This is a genomic window from Negativicutes bacterium (genome assembly GCA_021372785.1).
In the GTDB taxonomy this organism is placed as follows: domain Bacteria; phylum Bacillota; class JAAYKD01; order JAAYKD01; family JAAYKD01; genus JAJFTT01.
On record JAJFTT010000009.1, the window covers coordinates 82411 to 101214 of the forward strand.

The 18804-nt window shown below is 50.3% G+C and carries 16 protein-coding genes; 9 read left to right on the top strand and 7 right to left on the bottom strand.

The genetic code is table 11. The features are described from left to right. Positions 1 to 26: 26 nt before the first annotated feature. From LLG09_01525 to LLG09_01535, 3 genes are all read left to right on the top strand, one after another. Positions 27 to 461: a GNAT family N-acetyltransferase gene (locus LLG09_01525; GenBank protein MCE5195799.1), complete on the top strand. Its 435-nt coding sequence runs from the start codon at positions 27 to 29 to the stop codon at positions 459 to 461. 10 nt (positions 462 to 471) lie between these two features. Further along, positions 472 to 951, top strand: a complete 480-nt coding sequence (locus LLG09_01530; GenBank protein MCE5195800.1) for an ABC-2 family transporter protein — start codon at positions 472 to 474, stop codon at positions 949 to 951. A 265-nt stretch (positions 952 to 1216) separates the two neighbouring features. After that, complete coding sequence (locus LLG09_01535; GenBank protein ID MCE5195801.1) at positions 1217 to 2770, top strand: DUF445 family protein; 1554 nt, start codon at positions 1217 to 1219, stop codon at positions 2768 to 2770. A 108-nt stretch (positions 2771 to 2878) separates the two neighbouring features. Here LLG09_01535 and LLG09_01540 read toward each other — a convergent pair whose 3' ends face one another. The 4 genes from LLG09_01540 to LLG09_01555 form a co-directional block, all read right to left on the bottom strand. Then, complete coding sequence (locus LLG09_01540; GenBank protein MCE5195802.1) at positions 2879 to 4678, bottom strand: M3 family oligoendopeptidase; 1800 nt, start codon at positions 4676 to 4678, stop codon at positions 2879 to 2881. Between the two features lie 44 nt (positions 4679 to 4722). Next, a complete protein-coding gene (locus LLG09_01545) occupies positions 4723 to 6513 on the bottom strand; it encodes a M3 family oligoendopeptidase (GenBank protein MCE5195803.1) in 1791 nt (596 codons plus the stop codon). Between the two features lie 730 nt (positions 6514 to 7243). Continuing rightward, complete coding sequence (locus LLG09_01550) at positions 7244 to 9256, bottom strand: S9 family peptidase (protein MCE5195804.1); 2013 nt, start codon at positions 9254 to 9256, stop codon at positions 7244 to 7246. Positions 9257 to 9395: 139 nt separating this feature from the next. Beyond that, positions 9396 to 10961, bottom strand: coding sequence for a polysaccharide biosynthesis protein (locus LLG09_01555; protein ID MCE5195805.1), 1566 nt, complete (start codon positions 10959 to 10961; stop codon positions 9396 to 9398). A 132-nt stretch (positions 10962 to 11093) separates the two neighbouring features. On the opposite strand from LLG09_01555, the gene LLG09_01560 reads away from it, so the two are divergent. Next, the gene (locus LLG09_01560; protein ID MCE5195806.1) at positions 11094 to 11594 is read left to right on the top strand and encodes a GIY-YIG nuclease family protein; all 501 of its coding nucleotides are present in this window, start codon (positions 11094 to 11096) and stop codon (positions 11592 to 11594) included. A 22-nt stretch (positions 11595 to 11616) separates the two neighbouring features. Beyond that, the gene (locus tag LLG09_01565) at positions 11617 to 12138 is read left to right on the top strand and encodes a nitroreductase family protein (GenBank protein ID MCE5195807.1); all 522 of its coding nucleotides are present in this window, start codon (positions 11617 to 11619) and stop codon (positions 12136 to 12138) included. 153 nt (positions 12139 to 12291) lie between these two features. On the opposite strand, the gene LLG09_01570 is transcribed toward LLG09_01565, so the two are convergent. From LLG09_01570 to LLG09_01580, 3 genes are all read right to left on the bottom strand, one after another. After that, on the bottom strand, positions 12292 to 12972 hold the full coding sequence (locus LLG09_01570; protein ID MCE5195808.1) for an AroM family protein: 681 nt from the start codon (positions 12970 to 12972) through the stop codon (positions 12292 to 12294). 11 nt (positions 12973 to 12983) lie between these two features. Then, positions 12984 to 13982, bottom strand: a complete 999-nt coding sequence (locus tag LLG09_01575; protein MCE5195809.1) for an asparaginase — start codon at positions 13980 to 13982, stop codon at positions 12984 to 12986. A 126-nt stretch (positions 13983 to 14108) separates the two neighbouring features. Beyond that, positions 14109 to 14849, bottom strand: coding sequence for a DUF1624 domain-containing protein (locus LLG09_01580; GenBank protein ID MCE5195810.1), 741 nt, complete (start codon positions 14847 to 14849; stop codon positions 14109 to 14111). Between the two features lie 153 nt (positions 14850 to 15002). Here LLG09_01580 and LLG09_01585 point away from each other — a divergent pair, with 153 nt between their 5' ends. From LLG09_01585 to LLG09_01600, 4 genes are all read left to right on the top strand, one after another. Then, entirely contained in the window at positions 15003 to 16163 is a 1161-nt protein-coding gene (locus LLG09_01585) for an amidohydrolase (GenBank protein MCE5195811.1), read from the top strand. 24 nt (positions 16164 to 16187) lie between these two features. Next, on the top strand, positions 16188 to 17351 hold the full coding sequence (locus tag LLG09_01590) for an amidohydrolase (GenBank protein MCE5195812.1): 1164 nt from the start codon (positions 16188 to 16190) through the stop codon (positions 17349 to 17351). 95 nt (positions 17352 to 17446) lie between these two features. Next, a complete protein-coding gene (locus LLG09_01595; GenBank protein MCE5195813.1) occupies positions 17447 to 18073 on the top strand; it encodes a cyclase family protein in 627 nt (208 codons plus the stop codon). Further along, entirely contained in the window at positions 18070 to 18720 is a 651-nt protein-coding gene (locus tag LLG09_01600; protein ID MCE5195814.1) for a hypothetical protein, read from the top strand. Before LLG09_01595 ends, LLG09_01600 begins: the two co-directional genes overlap by 4 nt. Positions 18721 to 18804: the final 84 nt, after the last annotated feature.

Genomic DNA, 18804 nt, shown 5'->3' on the forward strand with positions numbered 1-18804 from the left:
AATAGATACCAGAAAGAGGTGATATTTTGATTCGCTTTCGAGAGATCGACCGGGAGAATCTGCAGCAGGTGATTCGGTTGAAGGTCATGGAAGAACAGAAGAGTTTTGTGGCCAGTAATCTGTTTTCCATTGCGGAAGCCAAAGCAGAGCCGGAATGTGTCCCCCTCGCAGTGTTTCACGATGAGACAGCCATTGGATTTGTCATGTATTGTTTAGAACCGCAGCAGAAAGAGTACTGGATCTATCGTGTCATGATCGATGAGAAATATCAGTCTCAGGGGTTTGGCCGCCGGGTCATGCAAATGCTGATCTACCGTATTCAGCAGGATCTGGCTTATCACAAGATTTATATCAGCTTTGCGCCGGATAACCTCAGGGCGAAATCGCTTTATGAGAGTTTGGGCTTCAAACCGGACGGGCGGCTGATCGACGGAGAGTTGATCTATCTCTTAACGTACTAACTTCCAGCGGATGAATCGTGATCGCATCATCCGCTGGTTCTTTTTCTACAATACGGTCGTTCAGATCATCAGTCTGACTCCCTTTTATGGCATACAGAATCTGTCGTTACGGATTTCGCAATTCGGTTGTAAAGCCGGATGCAATATCAACTTTCTTTTCTCTTTCCTTGAATCGGTCAATTTTGCATTTCCTTTGTGGTCTTCTTTCTGGTACTTTATTGTTGCCCGCTTTTATGAAATTGATGGCTTTACTGATCACCAGCTGTTGCTTTGTTTTGCTGTGGTATTGATCTCATTCTCTCCGGCGGAATGTGTTGCGCGCGGGTTCGATCGTTTTGCCGTCATGACTGGCATCGGCGAATTTGACCGTATCTTGGTGCGTCCCAGAAATGAAATCTTTCAGATTTTAGCGACCAAAATTGAACTGACGCGTTTGGGAAGATTATTGCAGGCGTCATCTTCACTTATGCGATTCCGGCAAGCAATGTAGTTTGGGATGCGGCGAGGCTCCTGCTGCTGAGCCAGATGGTTTTTTCCGGAACGGTTGTTTTCAGCCGCCTTTTCTGAATCAGTCGCAGCAATAACCCGCTCTTTGCATTGAGCCCTTGCCTGGCGCTTTTCTTTTTACTGCCCTGCTATGCTTTCTGGCGCTTTGGTCTGCGGCAATATAAGTCGACCGGATCATAGAATTTGACAAAGAAGAGAATCCGGTTATAATAAGAACAATCAATAATGAAATGAGCGGGTGAACGGATTTGAATTTTTTTCTTGGTCTGAAAGCGACTTACGGCTGGTGGCTGCCTCCTCTGATCGGGGCGGCCATCGGTTTAATTACCAACTGGCTGGCCATTCGGATGTTGTTCCGGCCGTATCGGGCCTATTATATCGGTAAATTGAAGATTCCGTTTACACCGGGTGTAATCCCCAGCCGGCGCACCGAAATCTCCGGCAAGGTTGGGCAAGTGGTCGCGCAGTATTTATTCAACGAAACCGAATTGAGCCGCACTTTTTTGGAACCATCGGTGCAAGACGGGATTGTCAATTTTCTCACGCTGCGCTGGCAGAGTCTCATGACATCAGATGCAACAGGGGAAACCTGGCTGCAGCAGTTGCCGGAGGAACGCAAAAGACAGTTAAAACAACAAATCGCGGAACAGCTGATCCGGCGCCTCGCTGAGGCAATAAAGCGGGAAGCCACTCAGGAACAAGGCAAACGTCTGCTGCAGGAACAATGGCGAAAAGTCTTGCAACAGTCGCCGCCGCCGCGTTTTTTCACTTCCGGCAGCAGCTGCCTCAGTGATTTCCTGGAAAATTGGCTGCAGCAGGATCATTTGCGTGAGACAGTGAAAGCCGCTCTGACGGAACGTTTTCAACTGCTGAGGCTGCAATGGCAGAATGACCAGACAACGCTTGCCGATCTGTTGGGTGATGACACCAGCCGCGAACTGATCCGGTTGTTGTTTGACCATCGTGCCAATTTAGCTTTGCTGCTGAAAGCAATCCTCTCCGATGCGGAGTTGTCCAAAGAACTGGCCCCGCTGGTCAAACGGCAATTGGAAAAGCAATGGCCGCTGAACATTTTAGGCGCTTTGATTAGTGAAGAACACATGCTGAAAATCATAACATCTCTGTTGGCGGATGCGGAAGTTTGGCTGGATCAGGATGAGAATCAGGCAATGCTGGCAGAGCGCTTAACGGGTGCTTTTCGTGATTTTGCGCAAAAACCGCTCACTGAACGGTTGCTGCGGCAAGACAGCCTGCTGACGGAAGAACGTCTGCAAACGGCGATTGATTCTCTTTGGCAGGGTTTGCGCAATACTGTCGACCGCAAGGCCATCAATCTTTGGTTGACCGGCAGCCTGGTGTCCCTGCAGGGCTGCAGCTGGCAGCAGCTGGCAGAACGATTCGGCGCGCAGGACCGTCTGGAAAATGTACCGGCTCTGCTCTGGCAGATACTGGAACGGGAAATCGAGAGTGAAGAGCGTCAGCAGCAAATCGGGCTTTTTCTGCAGGAACAGATTGATTTGCTGCTGCAGAAACCCTTCCGTGAATTCCTGAATGGTTGGCAGCCACAGCAAAGTCAGTGGCAAAAAGCAGCACAGTGGCTGCAGCAGTCTGCCGTGAAAATACTGCCCGAACTGCTGCCTGCTTTGAATGTCAATCGCATGGTGGAGCGCAGACTGAATGAATTCCCGCTCGCAGAGATTGAGCAGCTGATCATTCATATTGCGGGCAAAGAATTATCCGCCATCACTTGGTTTGGCGCTTTGCTTGGCTTTTTGATTGGCAGCCTGCAGTTGGTGATTTAGTCTTCAGATCGATAAAAATCCGGTACAAGATCCTTGTGGCAGCGACTCGCAGGCCGAGGCTGTTTTAGAGGAACTTGTCCGGATTTTTTTTGATCCAGGTGTTTTGAATTACTTTCTGGCAGCTAAGATCTCTTCGGAAAGGGCCATGAATTCATCGATGTCAGACAGGGAAAGATCGATGGCTGTCTGCCAGAATTCCTTTTTGGTCAGATCGGCCTGGAGATACTGCATCGCCAACTGCTCTACCGTCATCACACCGGTGTGCTGGAGTAATTCGATGTAGGTGTCTTCAAAGCCGCTGCCGACTTGTTTTGCTTTGGCATAGATACCGGTGGCAAAGAAGAAGCCGAAGGTGTAGGGGAAGTTATAGAAAGGAACACTGGTGCCATGAAAATGACCTTTGGACAACCAGAAGGTAGGATGCCAGACATCGAGCATATTTTCATAGGCGGTTTTTTGCGCATTCAGCATCATCTGGTTCAGTTCGGCAGCGGAAAGCGGACCTTTTTTGCGCGCTTGACAGAAATTGTCTTCAAAGAGATAGCGGCAATGGATATTCAGCATTTCACTGGCAGCTTGTTCAATCTTGGCAGCCAATAAGGCTAATTTCTCTTCCCCGCTCTTGGCATGACGAATGGCCGCTTCCGCAACCACCAGTTCGTTCAGGTTAGAGGCGGTTTCTGCCAGGCACATGCCAACGTTTTGGTTGAATGCCGGCAGATCTTTCATCGCTTCATTATGGAAGGCGTGTCCCAGTTCATGCGCGATGGTTGTGGCATGCTCGAGATTACCGGAGTAGGTAGAGAAGATACGACTTTCTTTCAGGATCGGCAAGGCGGAACAAAAAGCACCGGCCCCTTTGTCGGCTCGATTCTCCGCTTCCACCCAGCGGTTAAGAAAAGCTTTTTTGGCAAAGGCAGCTAATTTTGGACTGAAGCCCTGAAATTGTTCAAGAATGAAATTTGCCGCTTCGGTATAGGTGGCTTTTTGGCCGCCTGCACCGATCGGCGAATAAAAGTCATGCCAGCAGAGCCGATCGGCTGCCATCAGCCGCTGCTTTTGTTTATAATAAGTCACGAGTCTCGTTTTGTTCTCTGAAATTGTCTGCCACATCATATCTACGGTTGCTTTGGAGATGCGGTTCATCTCCAGCGGCTCTTTCATATAATCCCAACCACGGGCTTCATATAAATTTAAACGGAAACCCATCATAGAATTGAGTTCCTGGGCGCCAAGATCGGCCAGATCCTGCCAGGCAGCCTCCCATTTTGGCATTAATTGTTCGCGCAGGTTGCGATCCGGATCATTCAGCCGATTGTAGGCTTGTCCTGCGGAAAGCACGGTTTTACTGCCATCGTTTTCTATCAGAGTAATCTTTACCCGGGCGACCAAGCGCTCATACATACTGCCCCAGGCTTTATAACCATCAGAAGCCAGCTTGCTGATCAGGTTTTCCTGTTCCGGCGGCAGTTTATCCGCTGCCTGGCGGCGCATTTCGTTCAGGACAAACTGATAAGGCTGGAAAGTAGGGGTCAGTAGCAAAGCCTGCCACTGCTCGTCTGTTTCTGCCAAAATCAATTGATTGAGCAACGTTAAAACCTGTTCGAATTGGCCGGAGAGACTGAAAAAACGGCCAAAAAGCATTCGCGCCTTGACATCCGTTGTGTCCGCCGCATTGAGAAATTCCAGGAAAGCGGCTGCTTGGATAAAGCGATGGGCCAGAGTCTGGATTTCCTGGAATCGTTCTGCCCAAACCGCTTCGTTGGGTTCTCTATATTGATTCATTTTCGTGATTGCAGCGGTCAATTCTTTATTCAGTGCGGTAAGCTCAGCTGCCAATTGCGGGGAGTCACTGCCGCCGGGAAAAATCGGCTCCAGATCCCAGACGGGATTCAAATCTTTCAGCATCCAATCAACTCCTCTCTTTGTTGCTTGATTGAGAAACAACCTTTTCAAATCATTTTTTCAGTCAGCATCATAAATTCATCATAGTCGGCCAAGACGGCATCAATCGCCTGCTGCCAGAATTCGCTGCCGGTCAGATCGACACCTAAATGCCGCCGGGCCAATTCTTCTACGCTAAGCCGACCGGTGTCCTGCAGCAAATCAATGTATTGATCTTCGAAAGCCGGTCCCAATTGCAAGGCTTTGGCGTAAATACCGGCAGAGAAGAGAAAGCCAAAGGTATAGGGAAAGTTATAGAAGGGAACACCGGTACTGTAAAAGTGCAGCTTGGAAGCCCAGAAGCGGGGATGATAACCATCCAGAGCACCGGCATACGCCTGCTTTTGAGCGGTTACCATCAGTTCGTTCAAACGGCTGACGGCTACTTCACCTTTTTCACGTTCCGTATAAAAGGATTTTTCAAAGAGAAAGCGCGCTTCAATATTCATTAAGAGAGAAACGGCACGATGCAGCTTACTTTCAATCAGAGAAAGCTTTTCCGCTGCCGATTTGGCAGCCTCTACCGAAGCGTTGGCAACAATCATTTCACCCATGGTCGAAGCGGTTTCGGCCACAATCATGGCATAGGATTTGGTCATCGGAGCCATATCTTTCATGACCCAGCCATGATAACCGTGACCCAATTCATGCGCGACGGTTGCCATGTTGCCCATCGTACCGGAGAATGTCACAAAAATACGCGATTGTTTTGCTTCCGAGAAACCGGAACAGAAACCACCCATCCGCTTGCCGGGACGGTCTTCCGATTCAATCCAGCTTTGCTGAAAGGCCATCGTGGCGAAATCGGCCATTTTCGGACTGAATTTGCGGAAGTTGTCGGTGATAAATTCCGCTGCTTCTTCAAAAGAGACTTTGGTTTGCTCGCCGCCGATCGGTGCATCCACATCGTTCCAGTTCAATTTTTCCACGCCGAGCAGTTGCTTTTTACGCTGCAGATAAGCGACCAGTTTTGCTTTATTGGCATCAATCGTCTGCCACATGCTGTCGAGTGTTTGGCGCTGCATGCGATTATAGCTAACCGGTTCCTGCAGAAAATCATGCCAGCCACGGTGTTGGTAAAGATTGAGCCGATAGCCGGCCAATTGATTGAGGGTATGGCCGATGTTTTCTTCGGCGCTTTGCCAGGCGTTTTCCCAAACCTCCATAAGATATTGACGGACGCTTGGGTCGGCATCGGACAGGCGGTTCTGCAGCTGACCCATCGAAAGTTCCTGTTCCTTCCCATTGAGCGTGACTTTGACTTTCAAGGCGGAAGCAAGCATGGTATAAAGACTGCCCCAGCCATGATAACCGTTGACAGCCAAAGAGTTATTCAGGGATTCCAATTCTTTGCTCATCAGGGTTTTTGATTTTTCCCGACGTTCATTTAAATTCCAGGCAATTTCTTTCAGAGCATCCATATTCAGAAGCAGCTGCCATTCGGCATCCGACATAGCCAGGAATTGCGCATTCAGTTCGGTGTTGATATTGGCCAGCACGGCACTGAGCTGACGGATTTTTCCACTCATCTGGCGCGCGGCAAGATCGGCTGATTTTGCTGCGCTGTGACAATTGGCAAAGGCGCCGGCGTAAGAAGTGCGGCTGATCAAATCCTGCAGTGTTTGCAAGCGGGGGACCCATTCGCCGGGATCGGAGACCGGCAGATTGGCCTGCGGCTGGAAAGCTGCCAAATCCGATTCCAATTTGCTGACATATTCAAGAAAAGGTGCCGCACCACAACCGCCCGGAAAGAAAATATCCAGATCCCAGGTCCTGCTTAAATTTTGAAATTTACTCATCTATTTTCTCCTCTCATTCTTTTTGATTTTTCGGATAACCTGTCTTGAAAATTCGCTAAAGCAAATGTAGAATCCTGTTTTTTTAGAAAATAATTTCTTTTTATTCGGGTTGAAACTGCACGGAAAATAAAAAGCGATTCCGGCTTGGAGTAACCGGAACCGCTGCGCAGGTGCTTGCCATAGGGATTTGCCGCAAATGTGTTCAAGTAGCAAAGATAAACCAAAGTTGGCTGAAAAGATCATCGGTCCGGCTTGAAAAACACTTACAGGCTGCCGGTATTGCGGACGGCGAACCACGGATTGCCGGGCTGACCCGCTTTTCCGTCAGGAGAACGGCGTTTGGAACATATACTTTGAACAAATACTTTGAACAAATACTTTGATCTGTCCTTTTGAGCGACCGGATTTCGGTACCGAAACGATGTCTTCTGCCGTTTGAACTGCTTTTCCCTTTTCCCGTTGGTGATCAATTGAATTTGCGTGTCCCGCAGCATAAAATTTGCGTTGCGGCTGCGCTTACCGCAGTGTCCGATCACGGTCCCGCCATAACCGTCAGCCTGCTGATAATCAGGAACCGTTTCGTAATCCGGGACACCCTACAAATGTTGACCATCAAGATCCGGGTTCACCAATATTGGTATCGCAGTGTCACACGGCAGCGATTGCAGATAAGAGACCACCTTTGTACCATTGCGGATCGGCGGTGCGCGGACCTGCTTTGCCGGGGCTCTTATTTACCGTAGGTGTTGAGCCAGTCCAAAATCTGAGCCAAGCGGTGCACCTTATGCCAGGGTTTTCCGTTGCGGCTCATGCCATGGAATTCGTTGGGGTAAGTCACAAAACGGACCGCTGTTTTATTCAGGTATTTCAGCGCCGCAAAATACATTTGACCCTGCTCAAAAGGACAGCGTAAGTCGCCTTCCTGCACTTCGATCAGGATGGGAGTGATTACATTATCGACATAACTGTAGGGAGATTGCTGCTTATAAGCCTTGTCATCTTCCCAAGGTGCCACCATGTCAAAGCGCCGCAGCCAAGCCCAATTGCCATCCGATGTGCCGCACATAGCGCCCCAATGAATGACTGGCCGGCTGCAGATGGCTGCTTTAAATTTCTCGGTATGTCCGACGATCCAGGCGGTCATAAAGCCGCCATAAGAGCCACCGGCGACCGAAACGCGTTTTTCGTCGATCCATTTATGGCGGCGCAAAGCCCGCTTGCGAACGGATAGGATATCTTCGTAATCACGTTTGCCCCATTCCTTGGCAATGACGGTGGAAAATTCTTCACCATACCCTTGCGAACCTCTGGGATTGCTGAAAATGATGCCAAAACCGTTTGCGGCAGTGAGTTGGAATTCAAAGAAGAATGCATTGGCATACATGCACATTGGACCGCCATGAATTTCCAAAACAGCGGGATAAAGATGGCCGGCAGTAAAATCGGCAGGTTTCATTACCCATAGATCAACTTCCGGGGATTTACGGGTCGCCCGCGCTTTCATTTTTTCCGGTGCGGACAGTTGTATTTCTTCCAGCCAAGCGTGATTGACATCAGTCAGGCGCTTTTCTCTATGACGGATATTTTCCTGTTCTACATCAAAAAAATACACATCGGCCGGATTGGTAAATTCAGTGGCCGCAAAGGCAATCTTGCGGCAATTGGCACTCAAGGAGTAGCTGAAAATAGTCCGTTCTCCGGCCACAACCGGTTCGATTTTTTGCGTATCAACGAAAATCTTATAAAGAGAGACATTGCCTTTGTCACTGACCGGCAGATAGACGGACTTAGCGCCCCAACCCCAAACCAGAGGCATCGAGCCGTTCAGAGGAAGGTCGCATAAGGAGATATTGGTAAAAGTGCGGTCAAAAAAGGAGACACACTGCTCCGGTTCGCCGCCGCGTATCGGTATCAAATACAACAGGATATTACCGCCGATCGTATCGGATTTCGAGGCGGTAAATGCAATACGATCTCCTTTGGGACTATATGCCGCCTGATTTACTTCCAGATCTTTGCATACCAAGTAACGTACTCTGGCTTCTTCCATGTTATACTCATATAAATAGCTGGACCAGGCATTACGCCCCCAATCATCATCCTGTCGGCTGGTGAAGAGAATATGGCGACCGGTCGCATCGATATCACAAAGTTGATAGACAAATTGCGGCCCTTTGGTCAGCTGCACTGGATTTTCATTCTTCAGCTGGTAGACCAGCTGCGGTCTGCGGGCGGTTAAGTAACCGACACCGTCCATTTTATAATAAAGATGATCGATAATTTTAACGTCTTCGGTGTATTTGGTATAATCATCCGTTGGTTCCTCTTTGGCATCCTCTTTTTCGATCCCTTTTTCATTCAGGTTGGCAGTATAGACAAAGCCATTACCGTCAGGCAACCAACGGAAATCACTGATACCACCTTTGATGGTGGTGAATTGGGTTGCTTCACCGCATTGTACAGGTAAAATCCAGATTTGCATGGATCCGCTGCGGCGCGAAAGGAATGCCAATTCAGCACCATTCGGGCTGAAACGGGGTTTTGTGTCAAATGGTCCCGAAGTTAGTCGGAAAGGTTCTCCGCCGTCAGTCTTTACACCAAAAAGAGAAGATTCCACACGATTCTCTTTGGCATTGGTTGTCATGAAGAGATAAGCGATCCAATCCCCTTCCGGAGAAATTTGCGGATCGCCGGTGAGCTGAATTGACAACAGGTCCTCTCTCAATAGTAACCTTTTCTGCATAATCCTGCCTCCCTTTCTAAAATCATAGATCTACATTCGATTGCTTTTCAGAAAATTCCTTCTTTTTCTGTTGTAAAACAAGCAAAAAATAAATTTTAGAGCTGAATTATTTCAAGATTATCGAGAGAGCGGCAGCTAATTATTGCTTTTTGCGCAAGAGACTCAAGTCGTCTTTTGTGACAGCTTTCAGCAACACTAAGCAAAAGAGATAGACTATCATACCAATCCCTGCCTGCACCAGCAAAGACAGGAAGGCGCCGGCATTTTGCAGCCACGCTGTCTGCTGCAGTAAGACAAGAGTTAAAAACATCACCGTTGTGCTGAGCAAAGGCTTAAAAAACATCGATCTCCAGAGTAGGATATTACCAACTTGGTTTTCTACCTGCCAGAGATTGAGCAGGGCTGCAACCAGAAAGCCAATGCCGGTCGCAATCGCCGCGCCGTGCAAACCAAAAATAGGAATCAAAAACCAATTGCCCAGACATTTTACCGCAGCGCCTAAAAACATATGACGGACCGGTTGAACAGAATAACCCATACCTTGTAAAATACCGGAACTGACTTGCTGCAGGGCAATAAAAACTAAACCGAAGACCAAGCTGCGCAATACATCCGCGGTAGAGGAACCCATGCGCAAAACCGCAGCAAGCGCAGGTGCGACCAGCCACATGCCGGCAGCAGCAGGCAAAGCAAACAGTAAGGTCAGTTTCAGACCGCCCTGGGTTTGCTGCTGCAGCTGCTTGGTATCATGTAGCGCATGCGCTTCGGCAATGGCGGGCACCAGGGTGACGAACAGGGAGCTGGTGAGAATGGTTGGTAAGGTTACCAGGCTCATTGCATTATTAGCGAAGACGCCGTAGGCTGAAGTCGCAGCGGAAAGGGTAGCCCCGGCAGCCTGCAGGCGGTTGGCAATCAGGAGAGAATCTGAGAGCAGAAAAAGCGGCAATCCCATTCCGGCCAGACTGATCGGTATGGCATAGTTCAAAATACGGCGGACTATTTTTTTATTGGCTATTTTGTGCTGTGGCTTCAGCACAACCGGAGACAGGCGGCGCGTTTTATTGAACAGGTGGCGCAGAAAAAGAGAAGCGGCGATCGCACCGCCGGCACCACCCAGAGTAGCACCTGCGGCAGCATATTGTAAACCATAAGGCAGCAAGATCCAGGCGGCGGTCAACATCACAATCACCCGAAAACATTGTTCAATGATTTGGGAATAAGCGTTGGGCTTCATGTTTTGCAGACCCTGAAAATAACCGCGGTAGATTGCCTGGAAGGATGTGATCAGGGCAGTCGGTGCCAAAACACAATAAGAGAGCAAAGCTCTCATATCCTGATGCACAAAACGCGCCATGGGATAAGCCATGATCAAGAGCAGCAGCATGCCGGCGGTTCCCAGGCTAAGACTCAGACGCATTCCCAGACGAAAGACGCGCCGGGCGTGATAGAGATCATGATAAGCCATGTATTCGGCTACCAATTTGGAGATTGCAACATTGAATCCTACTGATGAGAAGGAGAGAACGATGGCGAAAAAAGGGTAGGGAAAATTATAGATACCGACCCCTTCTTCACCAATCAGCCAGAGCAAGAAAATTTTGGAAAATACTCCAATCACCTGACTGATCAGACCTGCTAAGGTCAGGATGAAGGCTCCCGTTAGGAAGGATTGTTTTTCCTGTGCCAGGGCCGTTTTTTCTCTCATGCCATTCACTTCCTATTGGTTTCATCGATGATAGTATGTGCAATCATTTTAACTGAATTGCAGGGGTTTGTCTATGGATTCGCGAAAAGAAATGTATACAGAGGATTGGAATACGAGAGACAAGGAGAATGAATGCAAACGGAAGACAGAAAAGCACTGGATTGCTGCCAGCCAGACTGGGATTTTCTGGAGGGCAGGTCTGTCAGCTATGCCCTGGCTTTGGAGCTGGATCAGCCAATAGAACTGACCGTCGGCCGAAAGGGAACCTATGCAGTAGCGGCAGGCAGTTATTTGTATGTCGGCAGCGCCAGGCGAAACGCAAAACATCGTTTGCGTCGGCATTGGCAGGGAGACGGACGCTTAAAATGGCATATCGACTATCTGCGCCGCGAAGCGCGCTGCTGTGGAATCTGGTTATTTGATTGCGAAGTCCTTGCCGAATGCGAACTGGCTGCGCTGATTGCCGCCGAGCAAGAAATCACAATCCCCATTGCCCGCTTTGGCGCTTCAGACTGTCACTGTCCGGCACATCTTTTTGGAGGAGCGGGAATGAACCAAATTTCTACCTTCCTGCAGAATTTAGCGGGTTTCTTCTATTCTTATCAAACAAAAGTAACAGAAAACGAAACATGATTTAAAGAAGGGGACAGAGAAAATGTTGAATCCTAAATTGATGCATATCTTCGGTCGACGCAGTATTCGCCGCTATACCGGTGAAGCAATCCCGCGTGAAATGCTGGAACAAATGCTGCAGGCTGGCATGTCCGCTCCGTCGGCGTCCAATCATCGTCCCTGGCATGTTACGGTGATTACCAATCGGCAGTTGCTCAATCAATTGGCCGATGCCAATCCCTTTGGCAAAATGCTGCCGAACGCCGCTGCCGCTTTTTTGGTCAGTGGCGACAGCCGCCGTATGTATGTCGGAGAAGCCAGAGATTTTTGGGTGGAAGATTGTGCCGCTCTGACAGAGAATATTCTGTTGGCGGCCCATGCGCTCGGTTATGGTGCGGTGTGGATCGGCCAGCATCCTTTGGTCAAGCGCAAACAGGCGGATAAAGTAATCCTAAATTTGCCGGATTATTTGGAGCCGATGAGTTTGATTGCAGTCGGTGTTCCCGCCGAAAGCAAAGAAGCACGCACGCAGTATGAAGCGGAACAGGTGCTTTGGAAAGAATAAAAGCAGCAAGACGAGGAATTTGCCCGGGACGCAGGGCATAACCTGCGCCGTCCCGGCGCGCAGGACAGGCATTGCTGCCACAAGCAGCATTTGTGCCTGCAACTGCTCGTTCCCCGAAAAAAAACGGTTCCGGACTTGTCCGGAACCGTTTTATTATAAAGTCGTCAGCAACTCGGCCAGTGTACGCCCGATCACCGTGCGCGGCAGAATTACCGGCAAATGGGTGGCTTGCTGCACGATGCGCTTTTCCGCTCTGCCAAAGCCGAGACAGTCGAGTAAAATCAGACGGGCACCGGCAGCCTGCAGCTCTTTGGCTGCTCCGGCAAAATCACTGCTCTTATCGTAAGGGTTGGCTGCGGCCAAAACAGGCGTCAGGCCAATCTGCCGCCATTGCCGGCGGACCTGTGCAATTTGCGATTCCAATGGAGTCAGCACCCCAAAGGGTAACTGATTACTGGCGGTGATGCCCTCTACCAGGCGGTATAATAAAGGTTCCGCCGCCAGAAAAGGTACGGCGGCATTCAATTTCGGCAAATCACCCGTGCAGAGCAAAACTAGACAATTGGCGCCGCGTTCCAATAACCAATCAACGCAGCTCTGCAGCCGATTTAACGTTAAATCGCGTGATATCGTAACCGATCTGCCATCGCGCAGGCGCGAGATCAGCAGAGGCTGACCATCGGCAGGCGCCAGCTCCTGAATTTGCCGGACGTTCAAACCGTCCAGAGCACCGCGTTCAAGAATCTGACAATCCGGCGGCAGCAAGGGCAGCAGTTCCGGTGTAATATCACTGCGGGGACTTTGACCGACGGTAATCAAACCGATCTTAGGCATGCTTTTCTCCTTTAGTATTGGTTGATCCATTTTTGGATCTGTACAAAATCATGGCTGTGTGCCAGGGCTAAGCTGAGCAGAACACGGGCTTTTTGCGGGTTCAGGTTATCGCCGGTGAGCTGCCCTTGGCGGTTCGCTTCTGCATTGGCGGGGCCAACCAAACCGGCGCCGGTTCGGCTGCAGACCAGAACGGCCACGCCCGCTTCGGCGGCGGTATTTAAAGAGGCATGCATACTCTGCGTGATGGCGCCGGCGCCGGCTGCCGCTACCACAATCCCTTTGGCGCCGGCCGCCCGAAAAGCATCCACCGCGGTTCCGTCCGCCATGATATAGACATAAGCGATGTCCACTCGCGGCAATTCGCTGATTTGGCTGACATCAAATGCGGTATCAACGGTGTGCAGCCGGGTGGGCTGCTGATAATAGCAGACTCTGTCGCCGCGGATAAAACCGAGCGGTCCGCTGTAATGGCTCTGAAAGGTTTCCACTTTATTGGCGTTTGTTTTGGTCACGCTGCGGGCAAAATGGATCTCGTCGTTTAAAAAGACGAGTACCCCTTTCCCGCAGGATTCGGCACAGGCAGCTATTTTCACGGCGTTCAGCAGATTGAGCGGCCCGTCGGCCGAAAGAGCGGTTGCCGGCCGCATGGAACCAACCAGCACGACCGGACGCCGGTCTTTGACGGTTAAATTCAAAAAATAAGCCGTTTCTTCCAGGGTATCGGTACCATGCGTCACGACCACGCCGGCAAGTTCAGCATCTTCGGCAAAGCGGGTATTGATGATCTGCGCCAGACGCAGCCAATCCTGATGCGTCAGGGCGATCGAGCCGACATTGGCGAACTGCAATCCTTCAATTGCAGCAGCATCCGCAAGCTGCGGTATGCTTTCAATCAAATCGGCGATGCTGATTTCACCCGGTTTATAACCGACTGTTTTGCCCGGGTTGCCACGGCCGGCAATGGTGCCGCCGGTGGCGATAATTAAGACTCTTGCTAATTTTTGTGAGATGATCAGTCACTCCTCTTCTTGTTCTTTCTTTCTATCTATGCTCTATAGATGAATCGCTTGCAGACTGCTCTGCCGCAGCCCGCAGTTTATTTTACGATAGCTGCCCGCGCAATAACGGAAATTCTTTTAACTGAGGAAACTTTTGAACCAGGAAAACAGCCATAGGAGGGCTAGCAGCAGCGGCTGGTGCGCCAGATAAAGGAAGAGGGAGTGCTGCCCCATCCATTGCAGCCAAAGAGTATGCGGCAAAGGAGCCAGCCGCGAGCGGCGCTCTGCATAATAGCGCCGAGCCAGCAAAATACCCAAGGCATAATAACCTAAATTCGGGAAAATAGCAAAATAATCTGTTGAACTGAAATCGGCAGTCAGCAATCCCAAAGGGAAGAGCCAGGGGATGCTGACTCTGCATTGGGAAAAATAGAAACCCAAGGTGAAAAAAAGCAGAATAAAACCCGCTAACTGCGGCGAATTGAGCTTTTTCAACAGCGGCGTCAACAGCATGGCGCAAGCCAAGAAATGCAGCGTACCGAAACGGACATAAGCCTGATAATCGACAAGCCAAGTGACTAAGCTGACCAGGAGCGCCAAGACTCCGGTCTGCAAACCCCGTTGGATGGTATGCCGGCTAAAATGACTGCTGATCCCGGAAAGGATAAAAAACAGTATGGCTCCCTGAAAGGGCAGCCAAAGCCAAGGGCTGTTCAAATCGATCGGGTAAGCGTAAAACCAGTGCAGATCATAGAGTAAATGGCAAAAAACCATATTGCAAATCGCAATCCCGCGCAGGGCGTCGATCTCCCAGATTCTGTTTTTTTGGCTGTCTGCCATTTGAAAAAAAGAGCTGATGCCAGTTTTTTTCTCTGACATACCGGCTTCACTCCTTTGCCTTGTCGTCTGAGATTGATTTCGTCTTTGTTGCAAAATAATCCTTCTGCTCCCACTGAAAAACAGGGGGAAAGAAGGAATTCATTCGGGAAAATGAGAAGAGAAGTAACAATTAAGAAAAGGAGGATGAATCATATGCAATCAGTAGTCATTAAAAACGCGCGCATCTACACCATGGCTCAACAAGGTATCGTCAAAGGCGAAATGCTCTTAACCGATGGTAAAATCGCTGCCGTGGCGGCAACAGTCCAGGTTCCGGCCGGCGCCAGAGTAATCAATGCGAAAAACCACATCGTAACGCCGGGTTTGATTGATGCACACTGTCATATCGGGATGATAGAAGATGCCATCGGTTTTGAAGGGAACGACGTCAATGAGGCAACCAATCCCAACACCGCCCAAGTCCGTGGTATTGATGGATTCAATCCGATGGACCGGATGGTCAAAGAAGCCCTTGCCGGTGGTGTGATCAGTGTCGCGACCGGACCAGGATCCGCCAATGTGCTGGGCGGCACCTTCTTTGCTGCCAAATTACATGGTGATTGTGTGGATGAGATGATCATCAAGGATCCGATTGCCATGAAATGCGCTTTCGGCGAAAATCCGAAGCGGGTTTACAGCGGTCAAAAGAAAATGCCGGCTACCCGGATGGGAACGGCGGCAGTGATTCGGGAAGCCCTGGTGGCTGCCACCAACTATCTGAATAAACTGGAACAGGCAGAGAAAGAAGGGAAACCGGCGCCGGACCGTAATCTGCAATCCGAAGCACTGATCCCGGTCTTAAAACGTGAAATACCCTTAAAGGCGCATGCTCACCGCGCCGATGATATTTTTACCGCCATTCGGATTGCCAGAGAATTCAATGTTAAGCTGACACTCGATCATTGCACCGAAGGTCACCTGATTGCAGGACACCTGGCTAAATTAGGCTTACCTGCGATTGTCGGTCCCAGCTTTGGCGCGCGCACTAAATTTGAATTAAAAGAAAAAGGCTTCAATACACCGGGCGTCCTGACCAAAGCCGGTGTGAAAGTAGCCATCTGTACAGATTCTCCTGTCGTACCTCTGGAAAGTTTGCCTTTGATGGCCGGCATGGCTGTCGCGGAAGGTTTGGACGAAATGGAAGCCTTCAAAGCCATCACGATCAATGCAGCCGAGATTATCGGCATCGATCATCTGGTCGGTTCTTTGGAAGTCGGTAAAGATGCAGACGTAGTAATTTGGAATAAGCACCCCTTTGAAAACGGCGCCAAACCCAGCTATGTCATCGTCAACGGCGAAGTGGTGATCGGCTAATCGCGAGGCCAAAGGAGTGTTTGCATGAGTACTTTATTGATCCGCAATGCGAAATTGGTGACGATGACGAGTGCCGGTGTGATCAAAGGTGATTTGTTGCTGCTGGACGGGAAAATCGCAGCGATCGGCGAGGCTCTGCCGTTGCCGCTGGGCGCCAAAGAAATCAACGCCCACGGACATCTGGTAACCCCCGGTTTGATCGATGCGCACTGCCATTTGGGATTAGAAGAAGATGCCATCGGTTTTGAAGGCGCTGACGGCAACGAAGCGACCAGCCCCAATACGGCGCAAGTGCGCGGTATCGACGGATATACACCGACCGACCGCACGGTGCGAGAAGCGTTGGCGGGCGGCGTAACCATGGTGGCGACCGGTCCGGGCTCTGCCAATGTGCTCGGCGGCAGCTTTTTTGTCGTCAAAACATATGGGGATTGTGTCGATGAGGCTGTGGTGATGAACCCGGCTGCGATGAAATGCGCCTTTGGTGAAAACCCCAAACGTGTTTACAGCAGCCGTCAGATGATACCGTCCACCCGTTTGGGTACAGCCGCTGTCCTGCGGGAAGCGCTGGCTGCGGCGGTCGATTATGATCGGAAAATTGAACTGGCCAAGCAAGAGGCGAAACCGGCGCCGGAGCGCAATCTGAAATTAGAGGCTTTACTGCCGGTCATTCACCGTGAAATTCCCTTGAAGGCGCATGCGCATCGTGCCGATGATATCCTGACCGCCATCCGAATCGCTCAGGAATTCAATGTTAAACTGACGCTCGATCATTGTACAGAGGGCCATCTGATGCCGGAACGTTTGGCCGAATTGGGGTATCCCGCCATCGTCGGTCCCAGTTTTGGCAGCCGCACCAAAGCCGAATTAGCCAATAAAAGTTTTACCACGCCGGCTGTTTTAAATAAAGCCGGGGTCAAAGTGGCGATTTGTACGGATTCACCCGTGCTGCCGCAGGAATCATTGCCTTTGTTGGCCGGCATGGCCTGTGCAGCGGGGTTGCCGGAAATGGAAGCGCTGAAAGCCATTACACTCTATCCGGCGCAGATCCTCGGGCTGGACGATCGTTTCGGTTCCCTGGAAGTTGGCAAAGAAGCGGATCTGGTGATTTGGCAGCGGCATCCCTTTGCCACCGGTGCCAAACCCAGCCATGTGATTTTGAACGGTGAAATTGTAGTCGAACAATAAAAAATCCAGATAGGCTGTCTCGGCATTTGAGACAGCCTATCTGATTATCATTTGGATTGAGGTGACGCTCTCTGCGGGTTGTAGAATTGACGCATGTGTTAACGGCCGAACTGACCGTCTATCCCGGCACGCCGCAGCCGCTGCTTCGGCAGGTGAATACCATAGAAGACGATTATTTCCGGCAAACAGCGCTGACTTTATATTCTCATCACGGCACCCATATGGATGCGCCTGCGCATATTTTCCTCAACGGCAAAACGCTGGACCAATTCCCACCGGAGCGTTTTTTGGGATCCGCTGCGGTAGTGGACGGCAGCAGATTGCCGGCAGACAGCATCCTCAGCCTAAGCGAAATGCTGGATTTGCAGCCATTGGCAGAACAAGCTGAGTTTGTTTTACTGCATACCGGTTGGAGCCGCTATTGGGGTAGCGCGCAATATAACAACCACTATCCCAGCATCAGTCCGGAAATTGCGCAATGGCTGGTGCAACAAGGCAAAAAAGGATTTGGTGTGGATACCACTTCGGTTGATCGGATTGATTCCCTCGTCAATCACCGGATCCTTTTAGAAAAAGAAATTTTGATCATCGAGAACCTGAGCGACTTACAGCGGTTAGGGCGGCAGCTGCTGCGGTTTTATGCCCTGCCGCTGCATTACCTTGCCTCGGATGGTGCGCCGGTCCGGGCTATCGCGATTTGTGGGGAAGAGAACAGCCAATGAAATCACTGAAAAGTTTAGCATGCGCCGATTGTCGCTTCAGCACCGGTTTGTTCAGCACCTGGCACGGGCGCCTGGTTTTTGCCCTCAGTCAGCCTGCCTATTGGCAAAACGAAGCGGATGGCAGCGTTGTGATTCACTGTATCGGCATTGGCGGCGGCCTGGAAGGAACGGAAAATTTCAATCAGGCAGTCGCACGGGAAGCGATCGAAGAAGCCGGCGCTGCAGTTGATTTGAAAGAACCGCCGCAGGGTACAACCTTGTATTTATCACCCGGTCAACAGCTGCAATCAATCAGCGGACCTTGGAGCGACAGTCAGCCGGCGCCGCTCTTTTTATGGCAAAAACAATGGATTGTGCGTAAACCGGGTCAGGAACCTTATTTTCGTACCTGGTTCACCCCCGTTTATTGGGGAGAATTTCAGACAGAGCCACTGGCTTCCATGGAGAATCTGGCCATCATTCAAGTTCCTGCCGCTTTGTTTCCCAGCCTTCTGCAGCCCCGGCTGCTGACGCAATTGGAACAGGCGGGTCTTCTCTTGCAGGGACATGATTTGCCGTCGAGAGAGAAGATTAAAATCGGTTTATCCGGGACGGCCTATTACTTAGCGGAGTATTGGACTCACCTACAAAATCTTGTCACATTTTAATATGAGCTAACGACCCACAACTTGAACAGCACGATTATACGAGTTTTCAGAGACGTGTCAACCGCCCGCCGTTCATCCAGTCAG

Excerpts from the sequence above, each read along its gene's own strand:
- LLG09_01530 (MCE5195800.1), top strand. The coding sequence starts at position 472 with ATGAATCGTGATCGCATCATCCGCTGGTTCTTTTTCTACAATACGGTC.
- LLG09_01540 (MCE5195802.1), bottom strand. The coding sequence starts at position 4,678 with ATGCTGAAAGATTTGAATCCCGTCTGGGATCTGGAGCCGATTTTTCCC.
- LLG09_01545 (MCE5195803.1), bottom strand. The coding sequence starts at position 6,513 with ATGAGTAAATTTCAAAATTTAAGCAGGACCTGGGATCTGGATATTTTC.
- LLG09_01550 (MCE5195804.1), bottom strand. The coding sequence starts at position 9,256 with ATGCAGAAAAGGTTACTATTGAGAGAGGACCTGTTGTCAATTCAGCTC.
- LLG09_01555 (MCE5195805.1), bottom strand. The coding sequence starts at position 10,961 with ATGAGAGAAAAAACGGCCCTGGCACAGGAAAAACAATCCTTCCTAACG.
- LLG09_01560 (MCE5195806.1), top strand. The coding sequence starts at position 11,094 with ATGCAAACGGAAGACAGAAAAGCACTGGATTGCTGCCAGCCAGACTGG.
- LLG09_01565 (MCE5195807.1), top strand. The coding sequence starts at position 11,617 with ATGTTGAATCCTAAATTGATGCATATCTTCGGTCGACGCAGTATTCGC.
- LLG09_01570 (MCE5195808.1), bottom strand. The coding sequence starts at position 12,972 with ATGCCTAAGATCGGTTTGATTACCGTCGGTCAAAGTCCCCGCAGTGAT.
- LLG09_01580 (MCE5195810.1), bottom strand. The coding sequence starts at position 14,849 with ATGTCAGAGAAAAAAACTGGCATCAGCTCTTTTTTTCAAATGGCAGAC.
- LLG09_01585 (MCE5195811.1), top strand. The coding sequence starts at position 15,003 with ATGCAATCAGTAGTCATTAAAAACGCGCGCATCTACACCATGGCTCAA.
- LLG09_01590 (MCE5195812.1), top strand. The coding sequence starts at position 16,188 with ATGAGTACTTTATTGATCCGCAATGCGAAATTGGTGACGATGACGAGT.
- LLG09_01600 (MCE5195814.1), top strand. The coding sequence starts at position 18,070 with ATGAAATCACTGAAAAGTTTAGCATGCGCCGATTGTCGCTTCAGCACC.